21 protein-coding genes and 1 pseudogene are annotated in these 24,054 nt (G+C 61.0%); 16 read left to right on the forward strand and 6 right to left on the reverse strand.

The window, feature by feature from the left end; translation table 11 throughout:
* Nucleotides 1–11 precede the first annotated feature (11 nt).
* From V1479_RS16685 to V1479_RS16715, 7 genes are all read left to right on the forward strand, one after another.
* Nucleotides 12–1,055: a TAXI family TRAP transporter solute-binding subunit gene (locus V1479_RS16685; RefSeq protein ID WP_368803921.1), complete on the forward strand. Its 1,044-nt coding sequence runs from the start codon at nt 12–14 to the stop codon at nt 1,053–1,055.
* Nucleotides 1,056–1,117: 62 nt separating this feature from the next.
* The gene (locus V1479_RS16690; protein WP_368803922.1) at nt 1,118–3,133 is read left to right on the forward strand and encodes a TRAP transporter permease; all 2,016 of its coding nucleotides are present in this window, start codon (nt 1,118–1,120) and stop codon (nt 3,131–3,133) included.
* Nucleotides 3,130–3,360 carry a hypothetical protein gene (locus V1479_RS16695; RefSeq protein WP_368803923.1) on the forward strand — a complete coding sequence of 77 codons (231 nt, stop codon included), beginning with the start codon at nt 3,130–3,132 and terminating at the stop codon, nt 3,358–3,360. Before V1479_RS16690 ends, V1479_RS16695 begins: the two co-directional genes overlap by 4 nt.
* Nucleotides 3,361–3,363: 3 nt before the next feature.
* The gene (locus V1479_RS16700) at nt 3,364–4,260 is read left to right on the forward strand and encodes an HpcH/HpaI aldolase/citrate lyase family protein (RefSeq protein ID WP_368803924.1); all 897 of its coding nucleotides are present in this window, start codon (nt 3,364–3,366) and stop codon (nt 4,258–4,260) included.
* Complete coding sequence (locus V1479_RS16705; RefSeq protein WP_368803925.1) at nt 4,257–5,411, forward strand: CaiB/BaiF CoA transferase family protein; 1,155 nt, start codon at nt 4,257–4,259, stop codon at nt 5,409–5,411. Before V1479_RS16700 ends, V1479_RS16705 begins: the two co-directional genes overlap by 4 nt.
* Nucleotides 5,404–6,159 (forward strand): SDR family oxidoreductase, encoded by a 756-nt coding sequence (locus V1479_RS16710; protein WP_368803926.1) that lies wholly within the window; start codon nt 5,404–5,406, stop codon nt 6,157–6,159. Before V1479_RS16705 ends, V1479_RS16710 begins: the two co-directional genes overlap by 8 nt.
* Nucleotides 6,140–6,934, forward strand: coding sequence for an alpha/beta fold hydrolase (locus V1479_RS16715; protein WP_368803927.1), 795 nt, complete (start codon nt 6,140–6,142; stop codon nt 6,932–6,934). Before V1479_RS16710 ends, V1479_RS16715 begins: the two co-directional genes overlap by 20 nt.
* A gap of 176 nt (nt 6,935–7,110) precedes the next feature.
* On the opposite strand, the gene V1479_RS16720 is transcribed toward V1479_RS16715, so the two are convergent.
* The 3 genes and pseudogenes from V1479_RS16720 to V1479_RS16730 form a co-directional block, all read right to left on the reverse strand.
* Nucleotides 7,111–8,892 carry an SLC13 family permease gene (locus tag V1479_RS16720; protein WP_368803928.1) on the reverse strand — a complete coding sequence of 594 codons (1,782 nt, stop codon included), beginning with the start codon at nt 8,890–8,892 and terminating at the stop codon, nt 7,111–7,113.
* 504 nt (nt 8,893–9,396) lie between these two features.
* Nucleotides 9,397–10,122 carry a LysR substrate-binding domain-containing protein gene (locus tag V1479_RS16725; protein WP_368803954.1) on the reverse strand — a complete coding sequence of 242 codons (726 nt, stop codon included), beginning with the start codon at nt 10,120–10,122 and terminating at the stop codon, nt 9,397–9,399.
* An 87-nt stretch (nt 10,123–10,209) separates the two neighbouring features.
* Nucleotides 10,210–10,341, reverse strand: a pseudogene (locus V1479_RS16730) (helix-turn-helix domain-containing protein); the annotation flags it as partial.
* Nucleotides 10,342–10,466: 125 nt separating this feature from the next.
* On the opposite strand from V1479_RS16730, the gene V1479_RS16735 reads away from it, so the two are divergent.
* The 7 genes from V1479_RS16735 (at nt 10,467) to V1479_RS16765 (ending at nt 18,502) form a co-directional block, all read left to right on the forward strand.
* Nucleotides 10,467–11,618, forward strand: a complete 1,152-nt coding sequence (locus tag V1479_RS16735) for an ABC transporter ATP-binding protein (protein ID WP_173194749.1) — start codon at nt 10,467–10,469, stop codon at nt 11,616–11,618.
* Nucleotides 11,619–11,686: 68 nt separating this feature from the next.
* The gene (locus V1479_RS16740) at nt 11,687–12,742 is read left to right on the forward strand and encodes an extracellular solute-binding protein (RefSeq protein WP_368803929.1); all 1,056 of its coding nucleotides are present in this window, start codon (nt 11,687–11,689) and stop codon (nt 12,740–12,742) included.
* Between the two features lie 139 nt (nt 12,743–12,881).
* Complete coding sequence (locus V1479_RS16745; RefSeq protein WP_368803930.1) at nt 12,882–14,486, forward strand: class I adenylate-forming enzyme family protein; 1,605 nt, start codon at nt 12,882–12,884, stop codon at nt 14,484–14,486.
* Between the two features lie 13 nt (nt 14,487–14,499).
* Nucleotides 14,500–15,942 carry an amidase gene (locus tag V1479_RS16750; protein ID WP_368803931.1) on the forward strand — a complete coding sequence of 481 codons (1,443 nt, stop codon included), beginning with the start codon at nt 14,500–14,502 and terminating at the stop codon, nt 15,940–15,942.
* Complete coding sequence (locus tag V1479_RS16755) at nt 15,939–16,787, forward strand: amidohydrolase family protein (RefSeq protein ID WP_368803932.1); 849 nt, start codon at nt 15,939–15,941, stop codon at nt 16,785–16,787. The genes V1479_RS16750 and V1479_RS16755 overlap by 4 nt, the downstream gene beginning before the upstream one ends.
* 35 nt (nt 16,788–16,822) lie before the next feature.
* Nucleotides 16,823–17,704 (forward strand): ABC transporter permease, encoded by an 882-nt coding sequence (locus V1479_RS16760; RefSeq protein ID WP_368803933.1) that lies wholly within the window; start codon nt 16,823–16,825, stop codon nt 17,702–17,704.
* A 3-nt stretch (nt 17,705–17,707) separates the two neighbouring features.
* Nucleotides 17,708–18,502 (forward strand): ABC transporter permease, encoded by a 795-nt coding sequence (locus V1479_RS16765; RefSeq protein ID WP_368803934.1) that lies wholly within the window; start codon nt 17,708–17,710, stop codon nt 18,500–18,502.
* Between the two features lie 239 nt (nt 18,503–18,741).
* On the opposite strand, the gene V1479_RS16770 is transcribed toward V1479_RS16765, so the two are convergent.
* From V1479_RS16770 to V1479_RS16780, 3 genes are all read right to left on the reverse strand, one after another.
* A complete protein-coding gene (locus V1479_RS16770) occupies nt 18,742–19,239 on the reverse strand; it encodes a cytochrome b (protein ID WP_368803935.1) in 498 nt (165 codons plus the stop codon).
* A 214-nt stretch (nt 19,240–19,453) separates the two neighbouring features.
* Nucleotides 19,454–21,508, reverse strand: coding sequence for an LTA synthase family protein (locus tag V1479_RS16775; RefSeq protein WP_368803936.1), 2,055 nt, complete (start codon nt 21,506–21,508; stop codon nt 19,454–19,456).
* Nucleotides 21,471–21,773: a hypothetical protein gene (locus tag V1479_RS16780; RefSeq protein ID WP_368803937.1), complete on the reverse strand. Its 303-nt coding sequence runs from the start codon at nt 21,771–21,773 to the stop codon at nt 21,471–21,473. The genes V1479_RS16775 and V1479_RS16780 overlap by 38 nt, the downstream gene beginning before the upstream one ends.
* Nucleotides 21,774–21,905: 132 nt before the next feature.
* Here V1479_RS16780 and V1479_RS16785 point away from each other — a divergent pair, with 132 nt between their 5' ends.
* Both V1479_RS16785 and V1479_RS16790 read left to right on the forward strand, forming a co-directional pair.
* On the forward strand, nt 21,906–22,565 hold the full coding sequence (locus V1479_RS16785) for a response regulator transcription factor (protein ID WP_368803938.1): 660 nt from the start codon (nt 21,906–21,908) through the stop codon (nt 22,563–22,565).
* A 17-nt stretch (nt 22,566–22,582) separates the two neighbouring features.
* Nucleotides 22,583–23,923 carry a sensor histidine kinase gene (locus V1479_RS16790; protein WP_368803939.1) on the forward strand — a complete coding sequence of 447 codons (1,341 nt, stop codon included), beginning with the start codon at nt 22,583–22,585 and terminating at the stop codon, nt 23,921–23,923.
* The last annotated feature ends 131 nt before the right edge of the window (nt 23,924–24,054 follow it).

Below are 24,054 nucleotides of genomic sequence, written 5' to 3' on the forward strand. Positions count from 1 at the left end.
AGGAAAGTGCAATGAGGATAAGAACACTGGTCATGTCCGCGGTCGTCGCCGCGGCGAGCTTTGTGACACTGGCACCGGTGCATGCCGAAACGAAATCGTTCGTCATCATTGGTCGAGGGTCGGCCGGATCGACGAGCGACCTGGCCTTCACGGTGCTGGAGGAAGCGCTGAAGCGGACTTTCCCGGAAGATACGGTTCAGATCCGTAGGCTGCCGGGCACGGCAGCCGCCGCGCCGCCGCGTGTTCAGACCGGCGAGGCTCAGTTCGGCCACGGCGTCGGTGAAAACGTTCTTGATGCGTGGACCGGAACGCGGACTTTCGAGGGCCGGGATAAGATGCGCGACATGCGCTATCTTGGCGGCTATCTTGGCTTCCTCAAGCGGCCCTCGGCGAGCCCGACTTTCGTCACCACCGAAGACAGCGACATCAAGAGCTGGGCGGATCTCGCCAACAAGCGCATCGGCGTCGGTCCCGCCGACAGCTTGACCGCGACGATGGTGGAGGTGGCGCTCGGCGGCGTTGATCTTTCCTACGATAAGATCGCCGCGAACGGCGGGCTGGTGATGACCGGCGACTGGAACCAGCAGTTCGAAATGATGGGCGATGGCCAGCTGGACGCGGTCTTCTTCACTGGCGACCATCCGGCGCCGATCATCACTCAGTTCGCAGCCAACAACTCGCCACGGCTCGTCACGATGGACGAACCGGTGCTCAACGCCTTGATGGAGAACTATCCGACTTTCTCGCGCAACGACATGCCCGCCCAAACCTATGACTGGCAGAAGGAAGAGGTCAGCGGCATCCAGCTTTCGATCGGTTACATCGTGCATAAGGATGTGCCGGAAGAGACGGTCTACGAGCTGTGCAAGCAGCTCTATGTAGGCGACGGCGCCAAGGTTTGGGGCGATGTGGTGCCAGGCTGGGCCGGCGCCGAGACGATGGCGCCGCGCGCGGCTGCAACGGTGTTCATCCCACTCCATCCCGGTGCGAAGCGCTGCTTTGAGGAGGCTGGGATCGATATCAACTACATCGCCGCAGGCAACGACACACCCTGACGTAAACGTGACGGCGTGGCGGGCTGGTGTCCGCCGCGCCTTCACGAAAGGGAGGACTGCGCATGTCTTCGTCTACCACGGATGAAGTGCCGGACAAGGTGGCCGCGCTTGCGAGCGACGACGCGGTCACGGCGCCACTGCGAACTGTGATTGTCGCGGGAACACCGCTTCAGCGGGCGCTGGCCGTGACGATCATGTTCTTCAGCCTGTCGATTGCCATCCTGCTGATCTACACCGCGGCCTTCGGCACCATCACTGGCTATCTGCAGAGAATAGCCTTCGTGTTTGCTTCCATTTCGCTCGCCTTGCTTGCGAAGTCGGCAACCGGCCGGCACTGGCAGGCACGCGGTATCGCAGGCCTTCTGCCGGATGTGGTCCTGATGGGGCTGATGTTTGCCGGAATGATCTATGTCTTCGGCGACTATACCAGCTTTGCGCGCAGGATCGGATTCCCCAACGGCGCGGATATGTTTTTCGGCGTCACTTACCTCGTGGCGGTGCTGGAAGCCACGCGGCGCTATCTCGGCTGGCCGATGATCGCGATCATTGTGCTCTTCATCGTACAGGCCCTGTTCGGAGAGTATTTCCCCGGCGCCTTCAGCGCGCCGAACGTCAACTGGCGTACATTGGTGGAAATCCTGTTCATGCAGGACCAGGGTATATTCGGCCCCACCACCGCGGTGGCCGCCACCTATCTTATGATCTTTCTGATCTTCGGAGCCATGTTGGTCCGCACCAACGCGGTCTTGTTCTTCCAGGATCTTTCGCTGGCCATCATGGGGCGAAGGCCCGGCGGACCGGCCCATGTTGCGGTGGCGTCGAGCGCCATGCTGGGCACTGCCTCGGGCTCGGTAGTCGGCAACGTGGCGGGCACTGGCAGCTTTACCATCCCGCTGATGAAGCGCTCCGGTTTCCGTCCGGAATATGCCGGTGCGGTGGAGGCCGTCGCCTCCTCCGGGGCCCAGATCATGCCGCCAATCCTCGGCTCGGCCGCATTCCTAATGGCGGGATTTCTCGGCCGAAATTACTGGGACATCGTCATCGCGGCGATCATCCCTGCCGGGCTCTACTTCTTCGCCATCTTCGCGCAGATCGGATTACGCGCGCATCGCAACAAACTAAGCCAGGTTGAGGGTGCTCTGCCGCGCCTGTGGCCGGTTCTGCTCAGCGGTGGTCATTTCCTGCTTGCGATCGCCGCGCTTGTTGCGCCGTTCTTCTTCGGCATGTCGCCGCAGCGATCGGCCCTGATCGGGCTGGGTGCGTTGCTTGTGCTTTCACTCCTGCGCGCCAGTACCCGCGTGACAATGGTTTCATATGTCGAGTCGGTCGTGGACGGCATCGCGAACAACCTCGCAGTTGCGGTGGCGGTCGCCGGTGCAGGCATCCTGATGGGGACGGTGTGGGTGTCTGGGGCGGGTAATCTGCTTGCGGATTTTGTGGTTCAGACGTCAAACGGAGTTCTTCCCGTCGCACTGGTGCTGACGGCCATCATTGCCCTGGTTCTAGGCATGGGTCTGCCGACGCCGGCGGTCTACCTGACGGTCGCGGTGCTGGTCGTGCCGGGCCTTGTGCAGATGGGGGCCCCGGAACTCGCCAGCCATCTCTTCGCATTCTACTTTGGTATCCTCGCCAACGTGACACCGCCGGTAGCTTTAGCTGCCTACGCGGCAGCAAGCATCGCGAAGGCGGATCTCAACCGGACCGGCTATCAAGCCTTCAAACTGGCGATGGCCGGGTTCATCGTTCCGTTCTGCTTCATCTACGACACGTCGCTCCTGCTTGACGGCGCATGGCCGCAGATCCTGATCGCGACGGCGACCGCCGCTTGCGGAGTCTTCCTGCTGGCGATCGCCATAGAAGGCTGGTTCCTCGTGACCGCCCGACATTACGAGAGGGCACTTTTGGCAGTGGCGGCGTTGATGATGATCTGGAGCAGCCGGGTCACCGAACTGGCGGGGCTGGCAATCGCCGTTGCAATAGTTGCGGTTCTTTGGCGGCGGGCAAAAACCTCTGGCGCGAGCGAGGCCGTGCGAGATTTGGGTGGTACCCAACCTGCATCTTCGGAGAGTTCGCAATGAAGCGCTCAACCCGCAATATGATCGTCTGGGTGGGAACGGTGGCCGTGTGCGTCATCCTCTACTGGACGGCCGCCCGTACCAACCTCCACTTCATCCGGCCCCTGCACTTTCTCGGGTATGTGGCCGTCGCGGCAGCAGCGATTACCGCGCTGCTCTGCTGGGAGTTCGTGGCCGCCGCGCGCGAGAGCGAACGATCTTCACAATCCAAGACGCGAGAGGAAAGCTGAACCATGTGGCCACTTCGTACCATGCTCTTCATCCCGGCGCACAAGCGCGACTGGGCAGAACGGGTCGATCGCTTCGCACCAGATTCGGTGGTGATCGACCTGGAGGACGCGCTTCCGCTGGAGCTGAAGGTCGAGGGACGGGCAATGGCTCGCGACATGATCGGCCTTATGAAGGAGAAAGGCATTCCCGCCTTCGTACGCATCAATGCCATGTCGGAAACCGGTGCTGAAGATGTTTCGGCGATCGTGTGCGATGGCCTTGCTGGCATCATGCCGCCGAAGTCACGCACGGTCGAGGAAATCAGGGCGCTTGACCGGCTTCTCGGCTACGAGGAAGGACGCGCGGGGCTGCCGCACGGGCAGGTCGCGATCATGCCACTACCGGAAACGGCTGAAGGGCTGTGGGCCGCGCGCGATCTCGCTGCGGCGAGCAACCGCTGTCGCGGTATAATCGGCGTCACCGGCGGTCCGATCTCAGGCGACGTTGCGCGTGCTGTAGGGTTCAGCCCGTCGCTGGAGGGGACTGAACAGCTTTATCTCGCCTCCAAGATGGTGCTGGACAGCCGGGCCGGCGGTGCGGTGTATCCAATGGCCAGCATCATCGGAACGAAGCTCGACGACCATGCGGCGGTCGAAATGCTCGTAAAGCGGGCCAAGAGCCTGGGCTTTACTGGTGCGGTGCTGATCCATCCGAGTCATGTCGCGATCGCGCAAAAGGTTTTCCGGCCCACGGAAGACGAGATTCGCTACTTCGCAGGAATGATTGCGGCAATGGAAGACGCATTCGCGCGTGGCGATGCAGCCGTCAGCTATCGGGGCTCGATGGTGGACTACGCCATGCTTCCGCTCGCGCGGGAGGTGGTGGAAGAGGGCCGCCGCAACGGCGTCACCACGCAATGAGCGCAGACCAACCTACCGGATACGGCCTTCCGTTCGAAGGCTTGCGGGTCGTCGAACTCGGCAACGTCATCGCCGGACCCCTCTGCGGCAGCCTTCTGGCCGATTTCGGCGCTGACATCGTGAAGATCGAGCGGCCGGACGGCGGCGATGCGGGACGCCAACTCGGACTTGAGGTCGATGGGCTGTCTGTGTGGTGGGGCGTCGGCGTACGCGACAAGCAATGCGTGACCCTCGATCTGAAGGACGCGGATGATAGGGAGCGGCTGCTGACACTCCTCCGTGATGCCGACGTACTGATCGAGAACAACCGCCCCGGCGCGCTCGATCGGCTGGGGATCGGCTGGCGGGACCTGCGTCAGGTCAATCCGGAGCTGGTGATGGTCAGCATCTCAGGGTTCGGCCAGACTGGACCGATGGCGGCCGTTCCCGGGTTCGGGAAGATCGCCGAAGCCTTCAGTGGGATCGTGCCGCTGACGGGTGACCCCGACGACATTCCGCTGCATGTGGGCTTCAGCCTTGCCGACGCGTCCGCCAGCCTCTTCGGCCTGCTGGGGGCGGCAACGGCATTGTGGGCGCGCGATTGCAACGGCGCAGAGGGTGCGCAGATCGATATCGCGCTCTACGAACCGTTGCACCGAATGGTCGAACTCCAGTCGGCGATGCTGGCAGAGGAAGGCAGGGTGCCGCTTCGCAACGGGACCAACAACCCTTACGGATGGGGGGCAGCGGATGATGGGACACATCTGGTTGGCGTATCTTGCGCGGACGGGACGGAACTTTCCGTTATAGTCGATGATGAAGCGCGTCAGCGCTTGGGCAAGCTTGTGGGCGAGGAGGGCGACCCGCTCTCCGCCCTGCGTGCGTGGGGCGCGGCCAGAAGCGCCCATGAAGCTGGCGAGGCGCTACGGGCGTCGGGCTTGGAAGTTGCACCTGTTCACGACGGACTGAGCATTTCGCGCGATCCCTATTTTCGCGCCCGTGGTGACGTGCAGCCAGTCACCTTGCCGTCGGGCCGGCAGATCGCCGTTCCGGGGCATGTGCTGCGCCAGCTGGACGACAGCGGGACGAAACGATCTTTCCGCCACGCGGCGCTCGGGGCTGACCAGACGGCGGTATTTGGTGACGAAAGGGGAGAACGCATTGATGACTGAGGCGCGCAAGGGACTGGTGATCAGTGGCGGCAGCCGTGGCATAGGGGCGGCTACCGCCATAGCAGGCGCTGCGGCAGGCTATGATGTGTGTTTTTCCTTCGCTTCGGACCAAGACGCTGCCGATCGTGTCGCGGCTGCAATCGAAGCGGCGGGCGGGCGGGCTACCGCCGTAAAGGCGGACATGACGGACGAGAGCGGGGTGGCAGAACTTTTCGCCGCAGCCGACGCGATGTTTGGCGCCCCGAGTGCGGTCGTGGTCAACGCGGGCATAAGCGGGAGGGTGGGTCGGCTGGCCGATGCGACTGTGGCAGACCTGAGAAATGTGTTCGACACCAACATTCTCGGCGCTTTCCTGGTCGCACGGGCAGGGGTACGGGCCATGTCCACGGAGCGAGGCGGGCCGGGAGGTGCGATCGTCATCGTCTCCTCACGCGCGGCAGCCCTCGGCGGGGCAGGCGAGTGGGTGCATTACGCTGCCAGCAAAGGTGCGACCGACACGCTTGCTATCGGTCTCGCTCGTGAGGTTGCCCACGAGGGCATCCGCGTCAACGCGGTGCGGCCCGGCCTCATCGATACTGAGATCCATGCCCGCGCCGGCCTAGTGGACAGGCTGGAAAGGGTGGCGCCGAACATTCCCATGAAACGCGCCGGGGATCCGCAAGAGGTCGCAGCCTCGATCCTCTGGCTGGCGAGTGATGCGGCGTCCTACGTCACTGGCGCATTGCTCGATGTCTCCGGCGGCCGTTGAGCAAATACTCGCCGGCTTTCGCGTGCGCCGTTACGGTCAGGGTCGGCATGTCGCCTTGCTGGTGCATGGCGCGATGTTGTCGGCGGCCTCCTGGGAACCGTTCCAGAAGGCATTGGGTGTCCATGCCCCATCGTGGACGAGTGTAGCCGTCGACCTGCCCGGTTTCGGGCTTGCGCCGGACGAGCCATGGGACGACTACGGGGAGATGGCGGAGCGGCTGGCGACTCTCGTCTCTCAGCTTCGCACAGCTTCGGGGAAGCTGGTTGTCGTTGGCCACTCGATGGGAGGCGGCATCGCACTCACCATGCTTCGCGACCACGGGGAAGTGCTCAACGGGATGGTTGTCATGGACAGCGGTCTCGGCCAGTCACAGGGTGAAATTTCGATAGGTTCAATCGTGGGTGACCTAAGTGCACCACCCGCTGGTCAAACTGTACGCACGATCGTCGAAAGCTGGTTTTCGGAACCCCAACATATCGACCTGGAGCCTCTGATCCGCGATGCCGGTCGTGTGAACGCAGAGACTTTCGCCGGCATGCTGGCGGCAATCCGCAAACATGATCTGTCGGGAGAGGTTTCGCGTTTTCCTGCAATCCCGCTTCTGCTGCTGAGAGGTTCGCGCGACAGGACGCGCACGGCCTCGGAGATGCAAGCCTTATCGAAGCTGCCTGGACGTTCCGACTATGTGGAAATATCCGGCTCGGGCCACTGCCCGCATATTGAGGATGCAACGGTCACGGCGTTGGTGGTCGCAAGCTGGCTCGCGCGCATTTAATGCAGGCCCGGGGCAGGAACCGGAAGCGGCCCACCCGCTTCCGACTTGAGGACTGACCAAGCTGTCCTTCGGCTGAGGACATTTCAGCTTCTCATCGAAAGCCGAAGCCACGCCGGGTATATCAGGAAGCTTGGTCGAAGCCGGGCGCGATGGACTTATCCGGGCGGCGTGCGGCCTTACATACCATAGTAAAGATAGATCGCGTAACATGACGCCAGTCCAACGACGATGTTCATTGGTAGTCCGATCTTCACGAAGTCGCTGAACCTGTAATTGCCCGCGCCGTAGACAAGCGTGTTGGTCTGATAGCCAATGGGCGTCGCAAAGCTCGCGCTTGCGCCAAACATGACGGCTACTACGAGCGCCCTTGGCTCGATCCCCGTTTGTTGGCCAAGCCCAATTACGATCGGCGTAAAGATGACCGCGACTGCGTTGTTCGTCACACATTCGGTCAACGTTGAGGCGAGCGCATAGACAATGAGCAGGGCGACGAAAGGTGAGACCATCGACATGAGGGGCGTGACCGTCTCGACGACAAGCATCACGGCACCGGTCTCCTGCAGGCCTTGGCCGACGATCAGCATTGCGAAAATGAGGATAAGGATCCCGCCGTCGATCGAGCCCCATGCCTCGTCTTCATCGATGCAGCGCAGCACGAGAATAGCGGCTACTGCGATCATCGCAAGAATCCCGATATCCATTACATTGAACGCTGCCAGGACGACGACCAGACCGAGTGCCAGCAGCGCCAAAGGAGCCTTGGTGCGTCGGAACGCGCGTGCCGTCGAGCGGGTGACGGAGACGAGCTCGCTCTGGTCTGAAAGCTCGTCGAGTGCTTCAGGCGTGCCTTCGAGCAACAGCTTGTCCGCGGGCCGCAGTCGCGTAGTGCCAAGATCGGGACCGGCGACATGCTTATGACGGTGGACGCCCAGAACCCGCACGCCGAAGCGACGACCCAGCGTCAGGCTTGAAAGGGGCGTGCCTTGGCTCATCCGGCCGGGTGCGACCACAGCCTCCACAGCAATCCGCTCGCCGTCGCCCGCCGCGCCGCGACGTTGCCCTACCCGTAGGCCTTCGCGCTCGTTTAGCGTCAACAGCTCTTGCGACTTGGCGACGACTATGAGGGAATCGCCCTTTTTAAGGACAATGTCTTGCAAATTCTTCCGCACCACGTTGCCGTCGGTGCGGACACCCGTAATGCGGACACCCGGCTGGTTGAAGTCGGCAATCTCCTCCATCCGCTTTTGGGTGTAGTCGCCGTCAGCCAGGATCGTAACCTCCGAGAGAAATTCGCCGTCGCCATCGGCGAACAGGTCCCCATTTTCTTCTCGTCGGTCCGGCAACAGGAATTTGCCGAGCACAAGCATGGTAACAATGCCCGTCGCGGCGGCGACAAGTCCGACGGGTGTGATCTCAAAGATCGAGAAAGACGCCAGTCCCTGTTCGCGGGCAACGCCATCGACCAGAAGATTGGTCGACGTGCCGATCAAAGTCAGCGTTCCGCCGAGAATGGCCGCATATGATATGGGTATCAGAAGCCGTGTTGATGCAATGTCGAGCGCAGCGGCCAGACGGATGACGATCGGGATCAACACCAGAACGACGGGCGTATTGTTCATGAAGGCCGAGGCCGCGAGCGCGGCCAGCAAAAATACACCCAGCGCCAGCCTGGGGTACTTCTTGGAGCGGTCGAGCACCATTCCGGCGACGTTCTCCAGCACGCCTGTGCGCACCAGGGCACCGGTGAGAACGAACATGGCACCAATTGTCAAAGGTGCGGAATTGGAGAATACCGCCATTGCCTTATCAGTTGGCACAAAGCCGAGGACGAGGAAAAGGGCAGCGCCGGCGGATGCGGTGACGTTGGCCGGATACTTCTCCCAGACGAACATGACAAAGAGCAAAAAAACAAGCCCGAGGGCAAATGGAGCCTCGTAGCTCGCAAGAAGTCCGGCCATCATTTCCTCATGCGCCCAGATCCGAGTTTCTAAAACGCGGAACCAGCGACTTTGGGTCCATGAGCAAAAGAGGATTTGACGGTCAACAAACCGATTGATGCGGGGTGCCGCCACCGGGCTCAAGATGGCGGCTGAAGCCCGTGATCATTGTGATCCCCGTTTTGTGAGGGACTTGAGGCGCACATGGGAGCGTTGCCCGACCGCCTTGGATTGCGTTCGCATTTTCATGCGTCCAGTGCGGCGGGCGGAGGCGAAGACAAACTTCCCGCACAGTCCGTATTGACGGTTCTCCAGTCGGCACCGTGCAAGTCATTCGGTCTGAGCAGGTGCTCCTAAAAGAAGAATTGCCGGAACCCAGCTGCGGTCGTTGATCCGCCGTTGGTGAAAGGCCAGGGGTTGGTGAAGATACTCGATCTGGCAGCCTGCGGCGGTCCGCGCAAGGGCGAGCGTACCCAGCGATGAGTTGGCTTTTCGGCCGCTTGTGGTCCCCGTCAATCGTAAGCGCTACTTTTCGGTGTCTTCCGCGAGTTTGATTTCGCGCAGTCCTCTTGGATCCTCAAGGGCACCGAACTGCACGATGCGTCCCTTCAGGTCAGCGACAAACTGGTTTGTGAGCTGCGATGCCTTTTTGAACCGCGGCAGCAGCATGTTGAACGTGAAGTGGATGGCCGGCTCCAGTCTGCAAACGGCAATGCCGGGTGGCTGCCGGTAGGCAACCCCGAGCGGCTCGACGATGCTCACGCCCACGCCCCGCTCGACGAGAGCGCAGGCCTCTCCGGAGGAATAGACATCGTATTGCGTCTGGCGTGCCACGCCCCTGCTTTCAAACAGCGCGTCGATGATGTGCCGCATCCGGCTGTCACGCATGAAGGAGATGAACTGCTCATCCCTCAGGTCTTCCGGGCTCACCACTTCCTTCTCCGCAAGACGGTGACCGGCGGGAACGATGCACACCGCGCGGGAATAGAAGAGTGGCTGCGTGTGGAGGAGGGGGTGCTGGAACCTCAGGAACGAAAAGCCGATATCCACCTGTTGGGTCATCACCGAATGGCCAACGCCGCTGGTGATGTAGAAGAGCATTCGGGTCTTGGGGTGCTGAGCGGAGAAATGCGCGATCGTATCGGCGATCAGCGTTTGCCCGACCGAGGCGGCCGTCGCGATGCGTAGCTCGCCGGCGCGCAGGTTGCGCAGATCGTCGGCGAAATTCTCGACCTCGGCCAGCGACGACATAATGCGCAGAACCTCCTGGTGAAGAAGCTCGGCCTCGTCGGTTGGTACCAGCCGCTTCTTCTCGCGGATGAAAAGCTGCAGTTTCAGGTCCATCTCCAGGCCGGCGAGAATCTTGCTGACCGCAGGTTGTGTGACCCGCATTCTTTCAGCCGCGGCGGTAACGCTGCCCGTTTCCATGAACATGCGAAACGCTTCGAGTTGACGATGGGTGATCGGCATGACTGGGTCCCCGAGTGTCAGGTCGCATCTAACATTACTTTTGATTATGAAGATACGCTCACTTGAAATTTGCAGGCACCCTTGCGGCGTGTTCTGTTGGATGAAAGTGGCTTTGAGGGCAGATTATGAACCGAATTCAGGGCCATGCAGCGGGAGGAGTGCTGTTGAGATCGTCGGGCGGAGATATAAGCTTTGCGCTTGAAATCGAGAATGTTCACAAAACATTCGGAGGATTTCGGGCTGTGGACGGCGTCTCGTTCACGGTCCGGCGCGGGGAGTTTCTCTCGCTTCTCGGTCCCAGCGGATGCGGCAAGACAACACTGCTGCGCATGATTGCCGGCTTCGAGAGGCCGACATCTGGCGAAATCCGCATTGCTGGCTCTCGTGTCAACGAGCGGCCTCCTTATGCCCGCCCCATAGGGATGGTGTTCCAGAACCTCGCCCTGTTTCCCCACATCTCGGTCGGTGAAAACGTCGCCTACGGGCTGCGGGTTCGATCTGTCGACAAAGCGGAAATCGTCAGGCGTGTGGACGAGGCACTGCAACTCGTCGGACTCCAGGGGTTCGAAAGCCGCAAGATTCATGAACTCAGCGGAGGCCAGAAGCAGCGCGTCGCGCTTGCGCGGGCGATTGTAATCCGGCCGGAGGTCCTGCTTCTGGATGAGCCTCTGAGTGCCCTGGATCTCAAGCTGAGACGGCAAATGCAGCAGGAACTCAAGCAGATCCAGAGACGCATCGGCACGACCTTCATTTTTGTCACGCACGATCAGGAGGAAGCGCTGGCGATGTCGGACCGCATCGCCGTGATGAATAACGGGAAGGTCGAGCAACTGGGGGAGCCACAGGCGATCTACGCAAGCCCGATGACGCCTTTTGTCGCCCGGTTCGTGGGCGATACGAATTTTTTCGAGGGAAGTGTGGCTTCGGCGTTCGATGGCGGTTTGCAGGTTTCGATCCCGGAACTTTGCCGGGAGGCGCGGTTGCGAACCCCTTATTCCCTGAGCGCGGGCGAGCGGGTCGGCATTTCGGTGCGCCCCGAACACGTTTCCATTGCGCACGAAACCGCGGGTGCAACTGCGCTTCCAGGCCTGGTTACGGAGTGTTCCTACGTCGGCGCCAACACGCGTTACGTGGTCACACTGAAAGAGGCGCCGACGATTGGCGAACTCATCGTCCTGACGCCCAACACCCAGGTTGGAACGCAGCAATTCGAAACCGGCCAGGACGTCTATGTCGGCTGGAGCGACGACAGCATGGCGCTGGTCCCGCTTGCCTGAATCTCTGCGAGCAGGCCGCAGATGCAGCCGCTACATCGCAACGATGCTTAACAATGGGAGAGGAAGATATGCCGAAATTACTGAAAGCAAAATGCATTGCCGGGGTTTCGTTTCTCGCGCTGGCTACAGGTATCGGCCCCGCTGCGTCGGAAGAGTTGCTCATCGCAACATGGGGTGGCGGTGTTGAAGCCGTGTGGGAGGAAGCCTTCGCAAAACCCTTCAAGGAGGAAACGGGTCTCGACGTGCGTATCGTGCCGGTGCCCACGCCGGAAGCACAATTGCGCACACAGGCAGGCGACCCGCAATATCATGCGGTCATGGTGACCTATCCGCAGGGTGCCAACCTGCTGAAGGACGGCATGATCGAGTTGTTCGATCCCGCCGATATTCCCACTGCCGCAGAAACCAATCCCGACTATCTGATGCGCAGCGAAGACGGGAAGCTGGCAGGCGTCAGCCCGTATTTCATGTATTACGGAATCGCGGTCAACACCGACCTCGCCAAGCCGGAAGAGTTCAGTTCGTGGAGCAATCTCGGCGACGAGAAATGGCGTGATCTTCTGGCGATCACGCGCCCGATCTATCTGTCATCCTATGATCTGCCGATCATGGCCAAGGCGATGGGTGGCGACGAGCGCAACCCGGAGCCGGGCCTCGAACTGCTGAAGAAGGTGGCCGCCAACACGCTGACGACCTACAGCTCGATCGCGCATATGAACAATCTTCTGACGCGCGGCGAAATAGCCGCCGGGCCATATTATTCCGGCCGGGTCTGGCACCTGCGCCAGCAAGGCGCTGAAAACGTCACCATGGTCGCGCCGAAGGAAGGCGTTTTGATGATCCCGTACATGCTGGTCGTTCCGAAAGGGGCGAAGCGGCTGGAGGACACGAAGAAGTTTCTGGACTTCGTGTCTAGGGCCGAACCCCAGCTTCGCGGCTCGATCCTGGGTGGCTACCTTCCGCTCAACTCCAACGCGGTCCTCCCTCCAGAGGCTGAAGAACAGATGGGCATGACGTTCAAGGAGCTGATGGAACGCGTTTATCAGCCCGACTGGCAGTACATCGCCGAACAGGAACGCGATCGCATCAACATGCTCGAACAGCTCATCGGCGCTGTCGAATAACGGCTTGCCGCGCCATGGCGACGTGGCGCGGCCGTCTATCAAGACCAGAACCCTACCCAGATTGAGGAACAGCGCGACGATGTCCCCTGTTATTGATGCCCCTTTGCCTGTTGAAACATTTATCGACGCGCTTTCCCGAATGAACCCGCAAGGTCGGCGGGACGCGCTTGAGGGGGCGCAGCTCCCAAGAAACATCGGCGCTCTTCTCGATCAGGCGGCGGCGGAGGCGGGCGGGCGTGACGCGCTGAATTTCTTCGAGTTGGGAGAAACGCTGACCTATTCCGAACTGGTCGAAAAGGTCGGGCAGGCGGTCAATACCTTGCTGAGCTGGGGTGTGACGCGCGGAACGCATGTAGCCGTCATGCTTCCCAATATCCCTGAGATGCCGATCATATGGCTGGCGCTTGCCCGGATCGGGGCGGTGATGGCGCCGGTCAACACGCGCTATACGGCGCGCGAGCTTCATTACGTGGTCACGGACTCCGAAGCCGAATTCCTGATCGTTCACGCCGACCACGCTGCTCTGGCCGGGCACCTTTCCTCATTTGGCGAGATCAAGGTCACGGCCGACAGGATTGCCGTCGTCGGCGCGGCCGAAACATATCGCTCCTGGAGCGATTTGGGGGCTGGCCAGTCTATCGCCGTCTCGCTCGACTACGAGGTCGATCCGGACGACCTGATGAATATCCAGTACACATCCGGCACCACCGGCTTTCCCAAGGGCTGCATGCTCACGCACCGCTATTGGGTGATGGCAAGTTTCGTCAACGGTTTGCGTGACGGCCGCCGCTATGAGCGCGTGTTCGCGTCAACCCCCTTCTTCTATCTCGATCCTCAATGGCTGATGCTGCTGGCCTTTCACCAGCGCGCGACGCTGTTCGTGGCGAACAGGCAAAGCTCCAGCCGCTTCGCGGGCTGGCTTCGCGAGCACAGGATCCATTTTTGCCTGTTTCCCGAGATCGCCTACAAGCAGCCGCCATCACCGCAGGACGGCGAACTGGTCGTGCGTCGCGCCAACATCTATGGGGTGCGAAAGCAGATTCATGCCGATCTCCGTCGCCGGTTCAATCTGCCTGCTATGGAGGCCTTCGGCATGACCGAAGTCGGACCGACGCTTTATATGCCGCTTGAACACACGGAGATGGTCGGCTCTGGCTCATGTGGCCTTCCCGCGCCGTTTCGCGAGTGCCGGATCGTCGATGATGAGGGTATCGACGTCGCGCGAGGGGAAGAGGGCGAACTGGTGGTCCGGGGCCTCGGCATCATGCAGGGCTATTACAAGAAGCCCGAGGCCAACAAGGAGAGCTTCTTCGGCGAGTGGTTCCGCACCGGCGATCTTTTCCGGCAGGATGAAAAGGGCTTTTTCTACATCGTCGGCCGCAAGAAGGACATGGTGCGGCGTGCGGGCGAAAACGTTGCCGCGAGAGAGGTCGAGGCGGTTTTGCGCGACGGGCCGGGCGTTCTCGATGCCGCCGTGGTGGGCGTTCCGGACGATCTTCGCGGTCAGGAGGTGAAAGCCTACATCGTCCCGGCCGTTCCCCAGGACAAGGCCGACGCGGTTGTGGAGGCCGCGATCGCGCATTGTGCCGCCAACCTCGCCGCGTTCAAGGTGCCGCGTTATTACGAGATCGTCGAGAGTCTTCCCCGAACGCCATCGGAGAAAATTGCCAAGGGAGAACTCATCAAGGCCAGGGAAGATCTTCGAACGGGTTCGTTCGATCGCGTCGACAAGGTGTGGCGCTGAAGGAGAGACCGCAATGACCAGCATATGGCGCCTTCCGGCGGGTGAACTTGCATCGCGAATTCGCGCCCGGGAAGTGTCCTCCCGTGATGTCGTCGAGGCCTTCTTGACGCGCATCCAGGCACTGGATGGCCAGGTCAATGCGTTCGCACTGCTGGATGCAGAAGGGGCGTTGAAGGCTGCCGATGCGGCGGACAATGCGCTCGCGTCGGGAGCCGCAGTGGGATCGCTGCACGGGGTTCCCGTATCGGTAAAGGACCTCGTGGCGACGAGAGGCATGGTCACGGCCTTCGGCTCGCACGCATTTGCCGACAATGTTCCCGCCGAGGATGCGGAAGCGGTGGCGCGACTGCGGGCGGCGGGAGCCATCATTATTGGCAAGACGACGACGCCGGAGCTCGGGCACAAGGTTTTGACGGACAGCCCCGCCTACGGCTACACGCGCAATCCCTGGGATGTGTCGAAGAGCCCCGGCGGTTCCAGCGGCGGCGCGGCTGTCAGCGCGGCTATGGGCTTTTCGCCGCTTGCTGTCTCAACGGACGGTGCAGGCTCTGGCCGCATCCCGGCATCTTGCTGTGGCATCGTCGGATTGAAGCCAACTATCGGCGCGGTGCCGCACGAGACCAATTCCGATCTCTTCGGCTCGCTGACCTGCATTGGCGCGATGGCGCGCTCGGTGTCGGAGACGGCCCTGTTGTACTCCGTCATGCACGGGCCCGACCCGCGTGACCCCTGGTCTCTGGCGGGCAATGCCGGGCCCGTAAATCTGCCGTCCGATCCGATCAATGTCCTGAAGGGACTTCGCATCCGCTATCTTCCAAGGACGCAAAACAGCTATCTCGACCCGGAGGTCGAACGGCTGTGCGCCAGTATGGTGGCGCGCCTTGCGGGCGAAGGTGCCGAGGTTAGGGGCGACGATCCCATCGGGGACTGGAACCTTGCTGCCGCCTTGAAGCTGATGCGCGCCTATCAGGCCGCCCGGTTCGGCCATCTGCTTGATCGATGGCGCGACAGCATGGATCCGGCCCTTGTCGAAGGGCTGGAGCAGGGGCGCGCATTCAGCGGTGAGGAAGTCGCCCATGCCATCGCCGATCGCACGCGGCACTACCGCAGCATGCAATCGCTTTTCGCGGATGCCGATGTCCTTGTCACGCCGACGGTCTCCGTACCTTCGCTCGACATCGAGCAACGCTCCAACGAGCCGCTGGTGCTCGACGGCAATACGCTCGGTCCACTTCGTGAAACCTGGTATTGCTACACAATCCCGTTCAATCCGTCCGGCAACCCCGCCATCTCGGTGCCATGCGGTTTTTCCGGCGCGGGCCTGCCCGTCGGACTGCAGATCGTCGGACCGTGGCATTCCGAACCGCTTCTTTTGTCGATCGCTGCTGCGATCGAGGCGCTTTCGCCCTGGGCGGACCGCTGGCCGGCTCTTGCCGTTGAAGGAAACCCGCAATGATCATCGACTACGCAAGCCGGCCGCCGGTTCCCGAATTCACGCAAACCGCGACAGGTCATCTGCAACGGTACAGAACGGTGTATGGCGCCAGTGAGAAGGCGGCACAGTCCCGTCCGGCGACGCTCGAAGATTATCTGTCGGCCTATGACGCCGCGGGCGCGCAGCATGTCGTGGTCAAAGCGCGCGATCTCGAATCGACCTTCGGCTGGAAGATTTCCAACGAGGACGTCGCTGCCTTCTGCCGCAAGCAGGGAGAGCGTTTCATCGGCTTTGCGGGTGTCGATCCGCACAAGGGGATAGCCGCGGTCCGGGAGCTTGAGCATGCCGTGCGCGATCTCGGGCTCAAGGGCCTTAATCTACAGTGTTTCGAGCACAAGCTGGCGATCAACGATCCGCGTATGTATCCGCTCTATGCCAAGTGCATCGAGCTCGACATTCCGGTCAATCTCCACACGTCGATCAACTTCGCCACCTCCACACTCATGGAGTATGGCCGGCCGGCGCTGCTGGACGAGGTCATGGTGCATTTTCCCGAGCTTCGCGTCTGCGCCGGGCCGCCCGGCTTCCCGTGGGTCCATGAGCTGATCGGTGTCGCCTGGCGCCATGCCAACGTCCATATCGGCCTGGTTGCGGTACGACCCAAATATCTCAACACGCCGGGTTCGGGCTATGAGGGGCTCTTGGCCTACGGCAAATCCATACTGCAGGACCGCATCATTTTCGGCTCCTCGTTTCCGCTTATGCCGGTCGAATGGTGCGTGGACGAAATCAACGCCCTGCCGCTGGACGAAACGGTAAAGCGCAAATGGCTGTACGAGAACGCAAAGCGTTTCCTGCGTCTTTGAAATGGATTGGGCCGGTCGGCTCGGGAGGAGGGCGGATGTCTTCAACGGATTTGGCGTTCAGGCAGAAGATGCGCGGCCCCGGACGCGAGGCGTGGGGCAGGTTGTTGCTGCTAGCGCCCGCTGTTTTGTTGCTTGGCCTGTTTGGCGTGAGCGTGGTGCAGCTCATCGCCTCGTCTTTCGTCGATGAGGGCCGGCTGAGCCTGGCGCTCTATACCGACTTCTTTTCCCGTGCCGACTACCGGGACATCCTGTTCAGGACAATTCGCGTGTCGCTGCTGGTAGCCGCGCTGTGCGTCGTGATTGGATATCCGATCGCCTACGCGATGTGGCGCTACAAGGGCAACCGCAGCCACCTGATGATACTCATCATCCTGCCGTGGTTGGTATCGATTGTTGTTCGCACTTACGGCTGGATGGTCATCCTCGGTCCCAAAGGCCTGATCAACGAGTTTCTTGCCTGGGCCGGGCTTATCGAACGGCCGGTACGGATGATGTTCAACACCACGGGTGTCGTCATCGGACTGGTCCACATTCTGATCCCGTTCATGATCATCTCCATCCTGTCGGTCATGCTGCATCTCGACCGCCGTCTGGAGGAAGCGAGCGCCAGTCTGGGCGCGCGCAGCTACCAGACTTTCTTTCGTGTCACCCTGCCTTTGACCGTTCCGGGGATCATCACGGGAACGATGCTCGTCTATCTCATGTCGACCGGTGCCATCGTGACGCCGATTCTGCTTGGCGGCGTACGCGACAGGATGATGGGAACACAAATGTATCAGGAGGTCATCCAGACCTTCAATTTCCCGAAAGCCTCCATGCTTGCCTTCCTTCTCCTGCTCGCCGGACTGGCCGTTGTGCTCCCGTTGCAGGCACTCGAACGCAAGCTGTCGCGCTTCATGGATCAGAAGGGGAGCTAGGCGATGCTGAAGCAGAGATGGGATACGATCGGCATCTGGGCGGTCCTGCTGTTCATGCCCGCGCCGATTATTATCGTCGCTGCGGCGTCCTTCAGCCATGACGGCTACATCCAATTCCCGCCAGGTGAACTGTCGCTACGCTGGTACCAGGAGTTCCTGACGGATGCACGCTGGCTGCGCGCTCTGGTGGTGAGCCTGGGGTTGGCGATCGCCGGCGCCTTATTGAGTACCACGGTGGCCTTCCTCGCTGTGCTGGCCGTCTCGCGTCGTCAGACTGCCTTCACGCGCTACTTCGAAGTCGCGGTGATGACGCCGCTTCTTTTTCCGCACGCAGCACTGGGCGTCGCCATGCTGTCGCTCTTGATGATGATCGGCGGCTACGGCACTTTTGCCGGGCTGCTTCTCGTCCACTGCATCATCACCTTGCCGTATGCCTACCGGCCCATTTCCGTGAGCCTGCGCAAGCTGGACAGGGAAATGGAAGAGGCGTCCATGAGCATGGGAGCACGGAACTGGTATACGTTCCGGCACGTGACCCTGCCGCTGGTGCGCCCGGGGATCATCACCGCGCTGCTGTTCAGCTTCATCCTGTCCTTCGATGAGGTGACGGTGACCATGTTTCTCGTCGGCCCGTTCATAACAACCCTGCCTGTCGAGACCTACTCCTTTATCCAGGAGAGCGGGACGCCGGTGGTTGCCGCGATTTCGACGGTGCTCGTCGTGATGACGCTGCTGCTGGTCATTCTCCTCGAGCGGCTGGTCGGCCTGGAGTTTTTTGTCGAACCGGATCGCAAATAGGCCGAGTACGATAGCAACCGGATCATCCGCCCTGGATCATTGCGGCGCGCGGACAAGCTGATTGGGAGAGATGAGATGATGCCAAAACTGTGGCGCAAACCGAGGGGGATGTGTCGGCGGGCCGATCCACTCAATCGCATGCCGGGGCGATCAACGCAGATAACGAGATCCCTGAATGTGCAGGTTCGGTGTCCCGCCGCATTCGAAGAGATCTGGCGTAGGCGGTTTATCGTCCGCCGCTAGACACCGGGTATGAAAATCCGCTTCAACGTATCGTCCTTAAGCCAGAAGTGATGGAGCAGGGCAGCCGCTGCGTGGAGCACGATGAGCAAGGTGAACACAGGCTTGGCGAGCGAGTGGATTTCGCCGAAGGGGTCGCCAACATAGTACGCCAGAAGTCCCAGAATCGGTGTCGCCGCCAGAAGAATATAGAACAGAATATGCGAAGCACGAGCAGCCGCGCTCATCCATGCCGGCCCACTGTCGGCTGGCCGGGGCACGCCGCTCGTCAATCGAAGTATGATGCGTAAGCCGACTAACACGAGGATTGCGATTCCGATCCAGTAATGCGCCGAGCCGAGTGCGAGGTCGGCCCTGCTCGCTTGCAGACCGTCCTCCGCGGCGTCGACGACCGCTGTCATGCTCTCGCCGAAGATTAACTGGAACAGCACGAGCGCTGCCAAGATCCAGTGCAGCGATATCTGCAAACCGGAATAGCCACGTTGATGTCTTTGCATAATTGGAATCCTCGATCTTACAGGGCGACGTTTGAGATATCCGTTGAGAACGCACGAAATAGTACCGGGATCGTGCCAGATTTCTGGCCTTGTCTATGAGTTCGAAGAAGCCGGTGCCGCCGAAAATGGAGCGGATTGCGGGTCGTCTGGTAGGGGTGGCTTGAAACCATCGCCACGGACTTTCGGCCGCCGAGTCCGGCTGGTGCTACCTCGTTCACTGCTCGATCTCCGTTTTGGCGCGGACGTCTCCTTCTGGCCACGCCGCACGCAAGGCTCCCGTTTTGAAACTGCGTGACGCCGTCTGGTAGTAGGCGATGGCTTCGTCGCGCAGACGCTTATCGATGGGCGCCGGCCGTGAAGCCAAAGTGGCGGGATCAATTGCGAAGCTTTCCACCAGGCCCTTCGGGCGCAGCACGGTCAACAGGCCGTTCTTCAGATAACCAAGTGACTGATAATTGCTGACGAAGGCTCGTTCGTCGATCGGCGTCCCGCCGGTGATGGCGCGACCGAAAAACATCTCCTCTCCCGGCGCATCAAGTACGCGAAGGAGTGTCGGCGGGATGTCGATCTGGCTCGTTATCGCCGTGATGCGTCCCGGTTTTACGATACCCGGTGCGTAGAAGATCATCGGGATCAGGTAGCTGCCGATGGGGAGCTCGGTCTTGCCCGCCACCGATGCGCAGTGGTCGGCCGTGATCATAAAAAGCGTGTCGGCGAACCACGGCCTAGTCGATGCCGTCTCAAGAAAGTGGCCGATCGCGTAGTCGGTGTATTTGACCGCTCCATCGCGCCCTCCCGGCGAGGCAATATCGATGCGTCCGTCGGGATAGGTGTACGGGCGATGGTTCGACGACGTCATGATATGCATGAAGAATGGCGTGCCATCCGCTGTGTGATCGTCGAGCCGTTTCGCCGCATTGTCGAACAGGCTTTCGTCGGCCGCTCCCCACGCGTTCTCGAAAGCGACCGTTTCGACCGGAAAATCGCCGCGGTCCAGAACCGTGTAGTCGTTGCCACCAAAATAGGCCGCCATGTTGTCGAAGTAGGCGTTGCCGCCGTAGACGAATGTTGTCGCGAACCCCGCATGATGGAGGATTTCGCCGAGCGTCGTCAGGTGGTCGCTCTTGGGTCGCCGCACGATCGCCTGACCTGGCACCGGTGGTGTCCCGAGCGATGTTGCTTCGAGACCGCGCACCGTGCGCGTGCCGGTAGCAAAGAGGCGGTCGAACACCAGCCCCTGTGAGGCGATGCGGTCGAGGTTGGGGGTCAGTCCCTTCGCATTGCCGTAACTGCCGAGAAATTCGGCCGAAAGGCTCTCTACCGTGATCAAGACCACATTCTTAGGCCTGCGTGTCAGATATGCGGGAAATTCGGCCTCGTGCTGGCCATCAGAATCGGCCGGTTTTGGGGTGGCGCGCGGCATGCCGAGGCCAGCAAGAATCTCGGTAGCCTGTTCGTCCGGTAGCGTCGCGTAGAACCGGTCGTAGTCCAGCTCATTCAGGAAGAATGCTGACACGAGGCTGAACAAGCCGTTGCCGGAGAGTTCGTCCGCATAGGCGTTGCCCGATCCCCGCATCTGGTCGATACCGGCTACAAGCGACAGCATCGGCCCGACAACAGCGAGCGCTAGCAGCGTGAGACGTGTACGCGCGCTGTAGGGCATCGTCTCGGCGGCGCGGAACCAGTGACGAAGGCACCAAACGATCACAGCCGCCGTCCCGGCTATCGAAATAAGCAGGGGCGTCACGGGATAGGACTCGAAAATGTTGGCAATGACTTCCTGCGTATAGACGAGGTAGTCGACCGCGATAAAATTGTACCTGACCGAGAACTCTTCCCAGAACAGGAACTCTCCAACCGCCGAAAATAGCAGAAGAGCGACCACGAGCCATACAGTTACCCTGCTGAGCCAGGCAAATATCCGACTGCGACGAAGCCGATCCGGGAGAACGGCGTTCACTAGAAGGAACGGCGACAGCAGAGCCCCCAGTGTAACGAGATCGAACCAGAGACCACGGACAAGCACGAAAGGCATGTCCGACAGGCCGATTTCGCGACTGCTATAAATCGAGAGCCCAAGCCGGGTCGCGACGAAGATCGCCAGCGCGCAAGCGGCCAGTATGGTTGGATAGGTGAGCAACAGCGACCGGAGCGGCAGAAGCCGCTCTGCAAAGCCTCGGTCAAGCGGTGGTGAATGCGTCATGGTCATGTGCCGGCGCTGTTCGAGATCGTCAAAGGTGACGCTGCCGGCCGATGTGTTCAGCGGCAAAACGATGCTGGCCCGCTGATGCGTGGCTGGACAACGCTCTGGGTGCGTGCGCCACGACCGAGCCGGACGCGATCGCCATCAGGCAGACGGCACCGACGAGAGGGGCCAGCAGCAGGCAAGTATGGAGCCAGCTCAGGTTCATTTTCATCGAGGTAGGTCTCGCTTCGCGCGGTAGCGATTCAGCGACGGGGACGTCGCACGCGGCGTCCGCGAATGCTGGCAAGGTCATGCCGGCGACCAATGTGGCGGCTGCGGCGGTTTTCATGCGATCTCCAAAAACAGTGGATGACTTCGCCTTGTTGGCGGATCAACCTGACACCAAGCTGAAAGCAGCTTGATAATCAGCGCGCTGTCAGGATCGTCGCCTGGGATCATTTCGCCTCCGAACAGGACGTACATGCGAATATTGCTGGTGGAAGATGATCGAAGGATAGGCGGCGCGGTTCGCGATCATATTGCCGCGGACGGCCATGCCGTCGATTGGGCCGAGACGCTGGAACAGGCACGAGCTTTCGCCAAAGTCGCCAGCTACGGTCTGGTGCTTCTCGACCTGCAGTTGCCTGACGGCCAAGGCGTCGGCCATCTTCGTGATATGCGGGCGCGCGCCGATCGAACTCCAGTCATCATCTTAACCGCACGCGACCAGATTACCGACCGTATCGCCGGTCTCAATGCCGGCGCCGACGACTATCTCGTCAAGCCTTTCGATCTCGGCGAACTGTCGGCGCGCATCCATGCCGTCGGACGGCGTGCAGGGGCTATCGGTCCCGACCTTGCAGTGAAAATTGGCCCGGTCGAGCTCCTTGCCGCCGAGCGGATCGCAAAGCTGAACGGAGCCACCGTCGAACTGACGGCAAGGGAATGGGCCGTGCTCGATGCCCTGACAAGCCGCCCCGGGGCGATCGTTTCGAAATCCACGATCGAAGACGCCCTTTACGAGTTCGGCGCCGAGATCGAGAGCAATGCGGTTGAGGTCTATGTCAGCCGGCTGCGCAAGAAGCTCGGGCCGGAAGCAATCGCGACATTGCGTGGGCTCGGATACAGGCTGGCAACATGAGAGCAAAGCCTTCCAGCATGACCCGCCGCCTCATTGTCGGGCTGACAGTCGCGACAATGTTGTTCTGGATCGCTGCCGTCGCCGCCGGTGCGCTTGTCATGCGCGGCGAGTTTGACGAAGTTTTCGACAGCGCTCTGCAGCAAACATCGGATCGATTGATGCCGCTTCTGGTCGAGGATCTGATGTCCCAGACATCAGACGGCGGGCCACGCCAAACATTGGCAAGCAGTGCGGGCAGCGAAAGCTACCTAACCTATCAGCTTCGTGATCAAAGCGGCCGCGTGCTCGTTCATTCCCACGACGCGCCAGCCGAGCCATTCGATGTGCCGCTGCAAGCGGGCTATTTTACCACTCCCAATCATCGCGTTCTGACAACCGAAGCTATCAGCGGCTCGCTCTTTCTTCAAGTTGCCGATCCGCTCTTCCATCGCCGCGAAGCCATGGCCGAGACTGCAGGGGCGCTATTCCTGCCACTGGTGCCTCTCGTCCCTTTGAGTGTGCTGGCGATCTGGTGGATAGTACGCCGTACGCTCGCGCCACTCGATCGGTTTCGGGAGGAGATCAGTACGCGAGATGGAGGCAATCTCGCACCGATCGCGCTTGCCGGCCTTCCGGCCGAACTTCGGGACATGGAAAGCTCGGTCGATCGCCTGCTCGACCGACTGCGCGCGGCGCTTGAAAGCGAGCGTGAATTTGCCGCCAACAGCGCCCACGAACTGCGCACGCCGATCGCCGGTGCGCTTGCGCAGACACAGCGGCTTGTTCGCGAACTGTCTGAAGGACCCGTCAAGACACGGGCTAGAGAGGTTGAGGCTTCGCTCGCCAATCTCAGCCGACTGACGGAAAAACTGCTGCAGATGGCGCGCGCTGATTCCGGGATCGGCATGTCCGATGTGGAGGCGGATCTCGTGCCGATCATCAAGCTGGTCGTCGAGGAGTTTCAGCGCATGCGGGCTTATGTGGGGCGTCTTCAATTCGACGCGCCGAAGGGCTTGTCCATGATGCGGCGGATCGATGTAGATGCTTTTGGAATTGTCTTGCGCAATCTCATTGAAAATGCACTGTTCCATGGGGCCGAGGAAACGCCGGTAACAGTCGCTCTATCGGAAGCCGGCGTCATAACTGTCGCAAATGGCGGTCAGGTTATTCCGGCGGAGCAATTGACCGACCTCGTAAAGCGCTTCAGGCGCGGTCGCACCGGCGCGGCTGGGTCCGGTCTTGGGCTCGCCATTGCGATTTCATTTGTCAAAACAATGGATGGAACAATTGAATTCAGATCGCCGGCCACCGGCCGTGTCGATGGTTTTGAAGTGGCGATCCGGCTGCCCAGCGCATCGCCCATCGGTGACCGTCCATGAGCCAGAAATGAACCACGTTCCGTCATGCCGTTTGAGAACGGCGGTGGAAAACTAGACCACGGTAGCGGCGGGATTGTCCGGCTGCGGGCGGCGTAAAAGTCGTCCACTTTTTCCCTTTTCTGCGTGGCGCA

This window comes from Neoaquamicrobium sediminum (assembly GCF_040970315.1).
Taxonomy (GTDB): Bacteria; Pseudomonadota; Alphaproteobacteria; order Rhizobiales; family Rhizobiaceae; genus Aerobium; species Aerobium sediminum.

What these genes read in the sequence shown, in the direction of transcription:
- V1479_RS16720 (WP_368803928.1), bottom strand. Translation starts at nt 8,892, where the DNA reads ATGGCCGGACTTCTTGCGAGCTACGAGGCTCCATTTGCCCTCGGGCTT.
- V1479_RS16735 (WP_173194749.1), top strand. Translation starts at nt 10,467, where the DNA reads ATGAACCGAATTCAGGGCCATGCAGCGGGAGGAGTGCTGTTGAGATCG.
- V1479_RS16700 (WP_368803924.1), top strand. Translation starts at nt 3,364, where the DNA reads ATGTGGCCACTTCGTACCATGCTCTTCATCCCGGCGCACAAGCGCGAC.
- V1479_RS16785 (WP_368803938.1), top strand. Translation starts at nt 21,906, where the DNA reads ATGCGAATATTGCTGGTGGAAGATGATCGAAGGATAGGCGGCGCGGTT.
- V1479_RS16715 (WP_368803927.1), top strand. Translation starts at nt 6,140, where the DNA reads ATGTCTCCGGCGGCCGTTGAGCAAATACTCGCCGGCTTTCGCGTGCGC.
- V1479_RS16695 (WP_368803923.1), top strand. Translation starts at nt 3,130, where the DNA reads ATGAAGCGCTCAACCCGCAATATGATCGTCTGGGTGGGAACGGTGGCC.
- V1479_RS16705 (WP_368803925.1), top strand. Translation starts at nt 4,257, where the DNA reads ATGAGCGCAGACCAACCTACCGGATACGGCCTTCCGTTCGAAGGCTTG.
- V1479_RS16740 (WP_368803929.1), top strand. Translation starts at nt 11,687, where the DNA reads ATGCCGAAATTACTGAAAGCAAAATGCATTGCCGGGGTTTCGTTTCTC.
- V1479_RS16710 (WP_368803926.1), top strand. Translation starts at nt 5,404, where the DNA reads ATGACTGAGGCGCGCAAGGGACTGGTGATCAGTGGCGGCAGCCGTGGC.
- V1479_RS16780 (WP_368803937.1), bottom strand. Translation starts at nt 21,773, where the DNA reads ATGAAAACCGCCGCAGCCGCCACATTGGTCGCCGGCATGACCTTGCCA.
- V1479_RS16755 (WP_368803932.1), top strand. Translation starts at nt 15,939, where the DNA reads ATGATCATCGACTACGCAAGCCGGCCGCCGGTTCCCGAATTCACGCAA.
- V1479_RS16770 (WP_368803935.1), bottom strand. Translation starts at nt 19,239, where the DNA reads ATGCAAAGACATCAACGTGGCTATTCCGGTTTGCAGATATCGCTGCAC.
- V1479_RS16750 (WP_368803931.1), top strand. Translation starts at nt 14,500, where the DNA reads ATGACCAGCATATGGCGCCTTCCGGCGGGTGAACTTGCATCGCGAATT.
- V1479_RS16765 (WP_368803934.1), top strand. Translation starts at nt 17,708, where the DNA reads ATGCTGAAGCAGAGATGGGATACGATCGGCATCTGGGCGGTCCTGCTG.
- V1479_RS16745 (WP_368803930.1), top strand. Translation starts at nt 12,882, where the DNA reads ATGAACCCGCAAGGTCGGCGGGACGCGCTTGAGGGGGCGCAGCTCCCA.
- V1479_RS16725 (WP_368803954.1), bottom strand. Translation starts at nt 10,122, where the DNA reads ATGTCGTCGCTGGCCGAGGTCGAGAATTTCGCCGACGATCTGCGCAAC.
- V1479_RS16685 (WP_368803921.1), top strand. Translation starts at nt 12, where the DNA reads ATGAGGATAAGAACACTGGTCATGTCCGCGGTCGTCGCCGCGGCGAGC.
- V1479_RS16690 (WP_368803922.1), top strand. Translation starts at nt 1,118, where the DNA reads ATGTCTTCGTCTACCACGGATGAAGTGCCGGACAAGGTGGCCGCGCTT.
- V1479_RS16760 (WP_368803933.1), top strand. Translation starts at nt 16,823, where the DNA reads ATGTCTTCAACGGATTTGGCGTTCAGGCAGAAGATGCGCGGCCCCGGA.
- V1479_RS16790 (WP_368803939.1), top strand. Translation starts at nt 22,583, where the DNA reads ATGACCCGCCGCCTCATTGTCGGGCTGACAGTCGCGACAATGTTGTTC.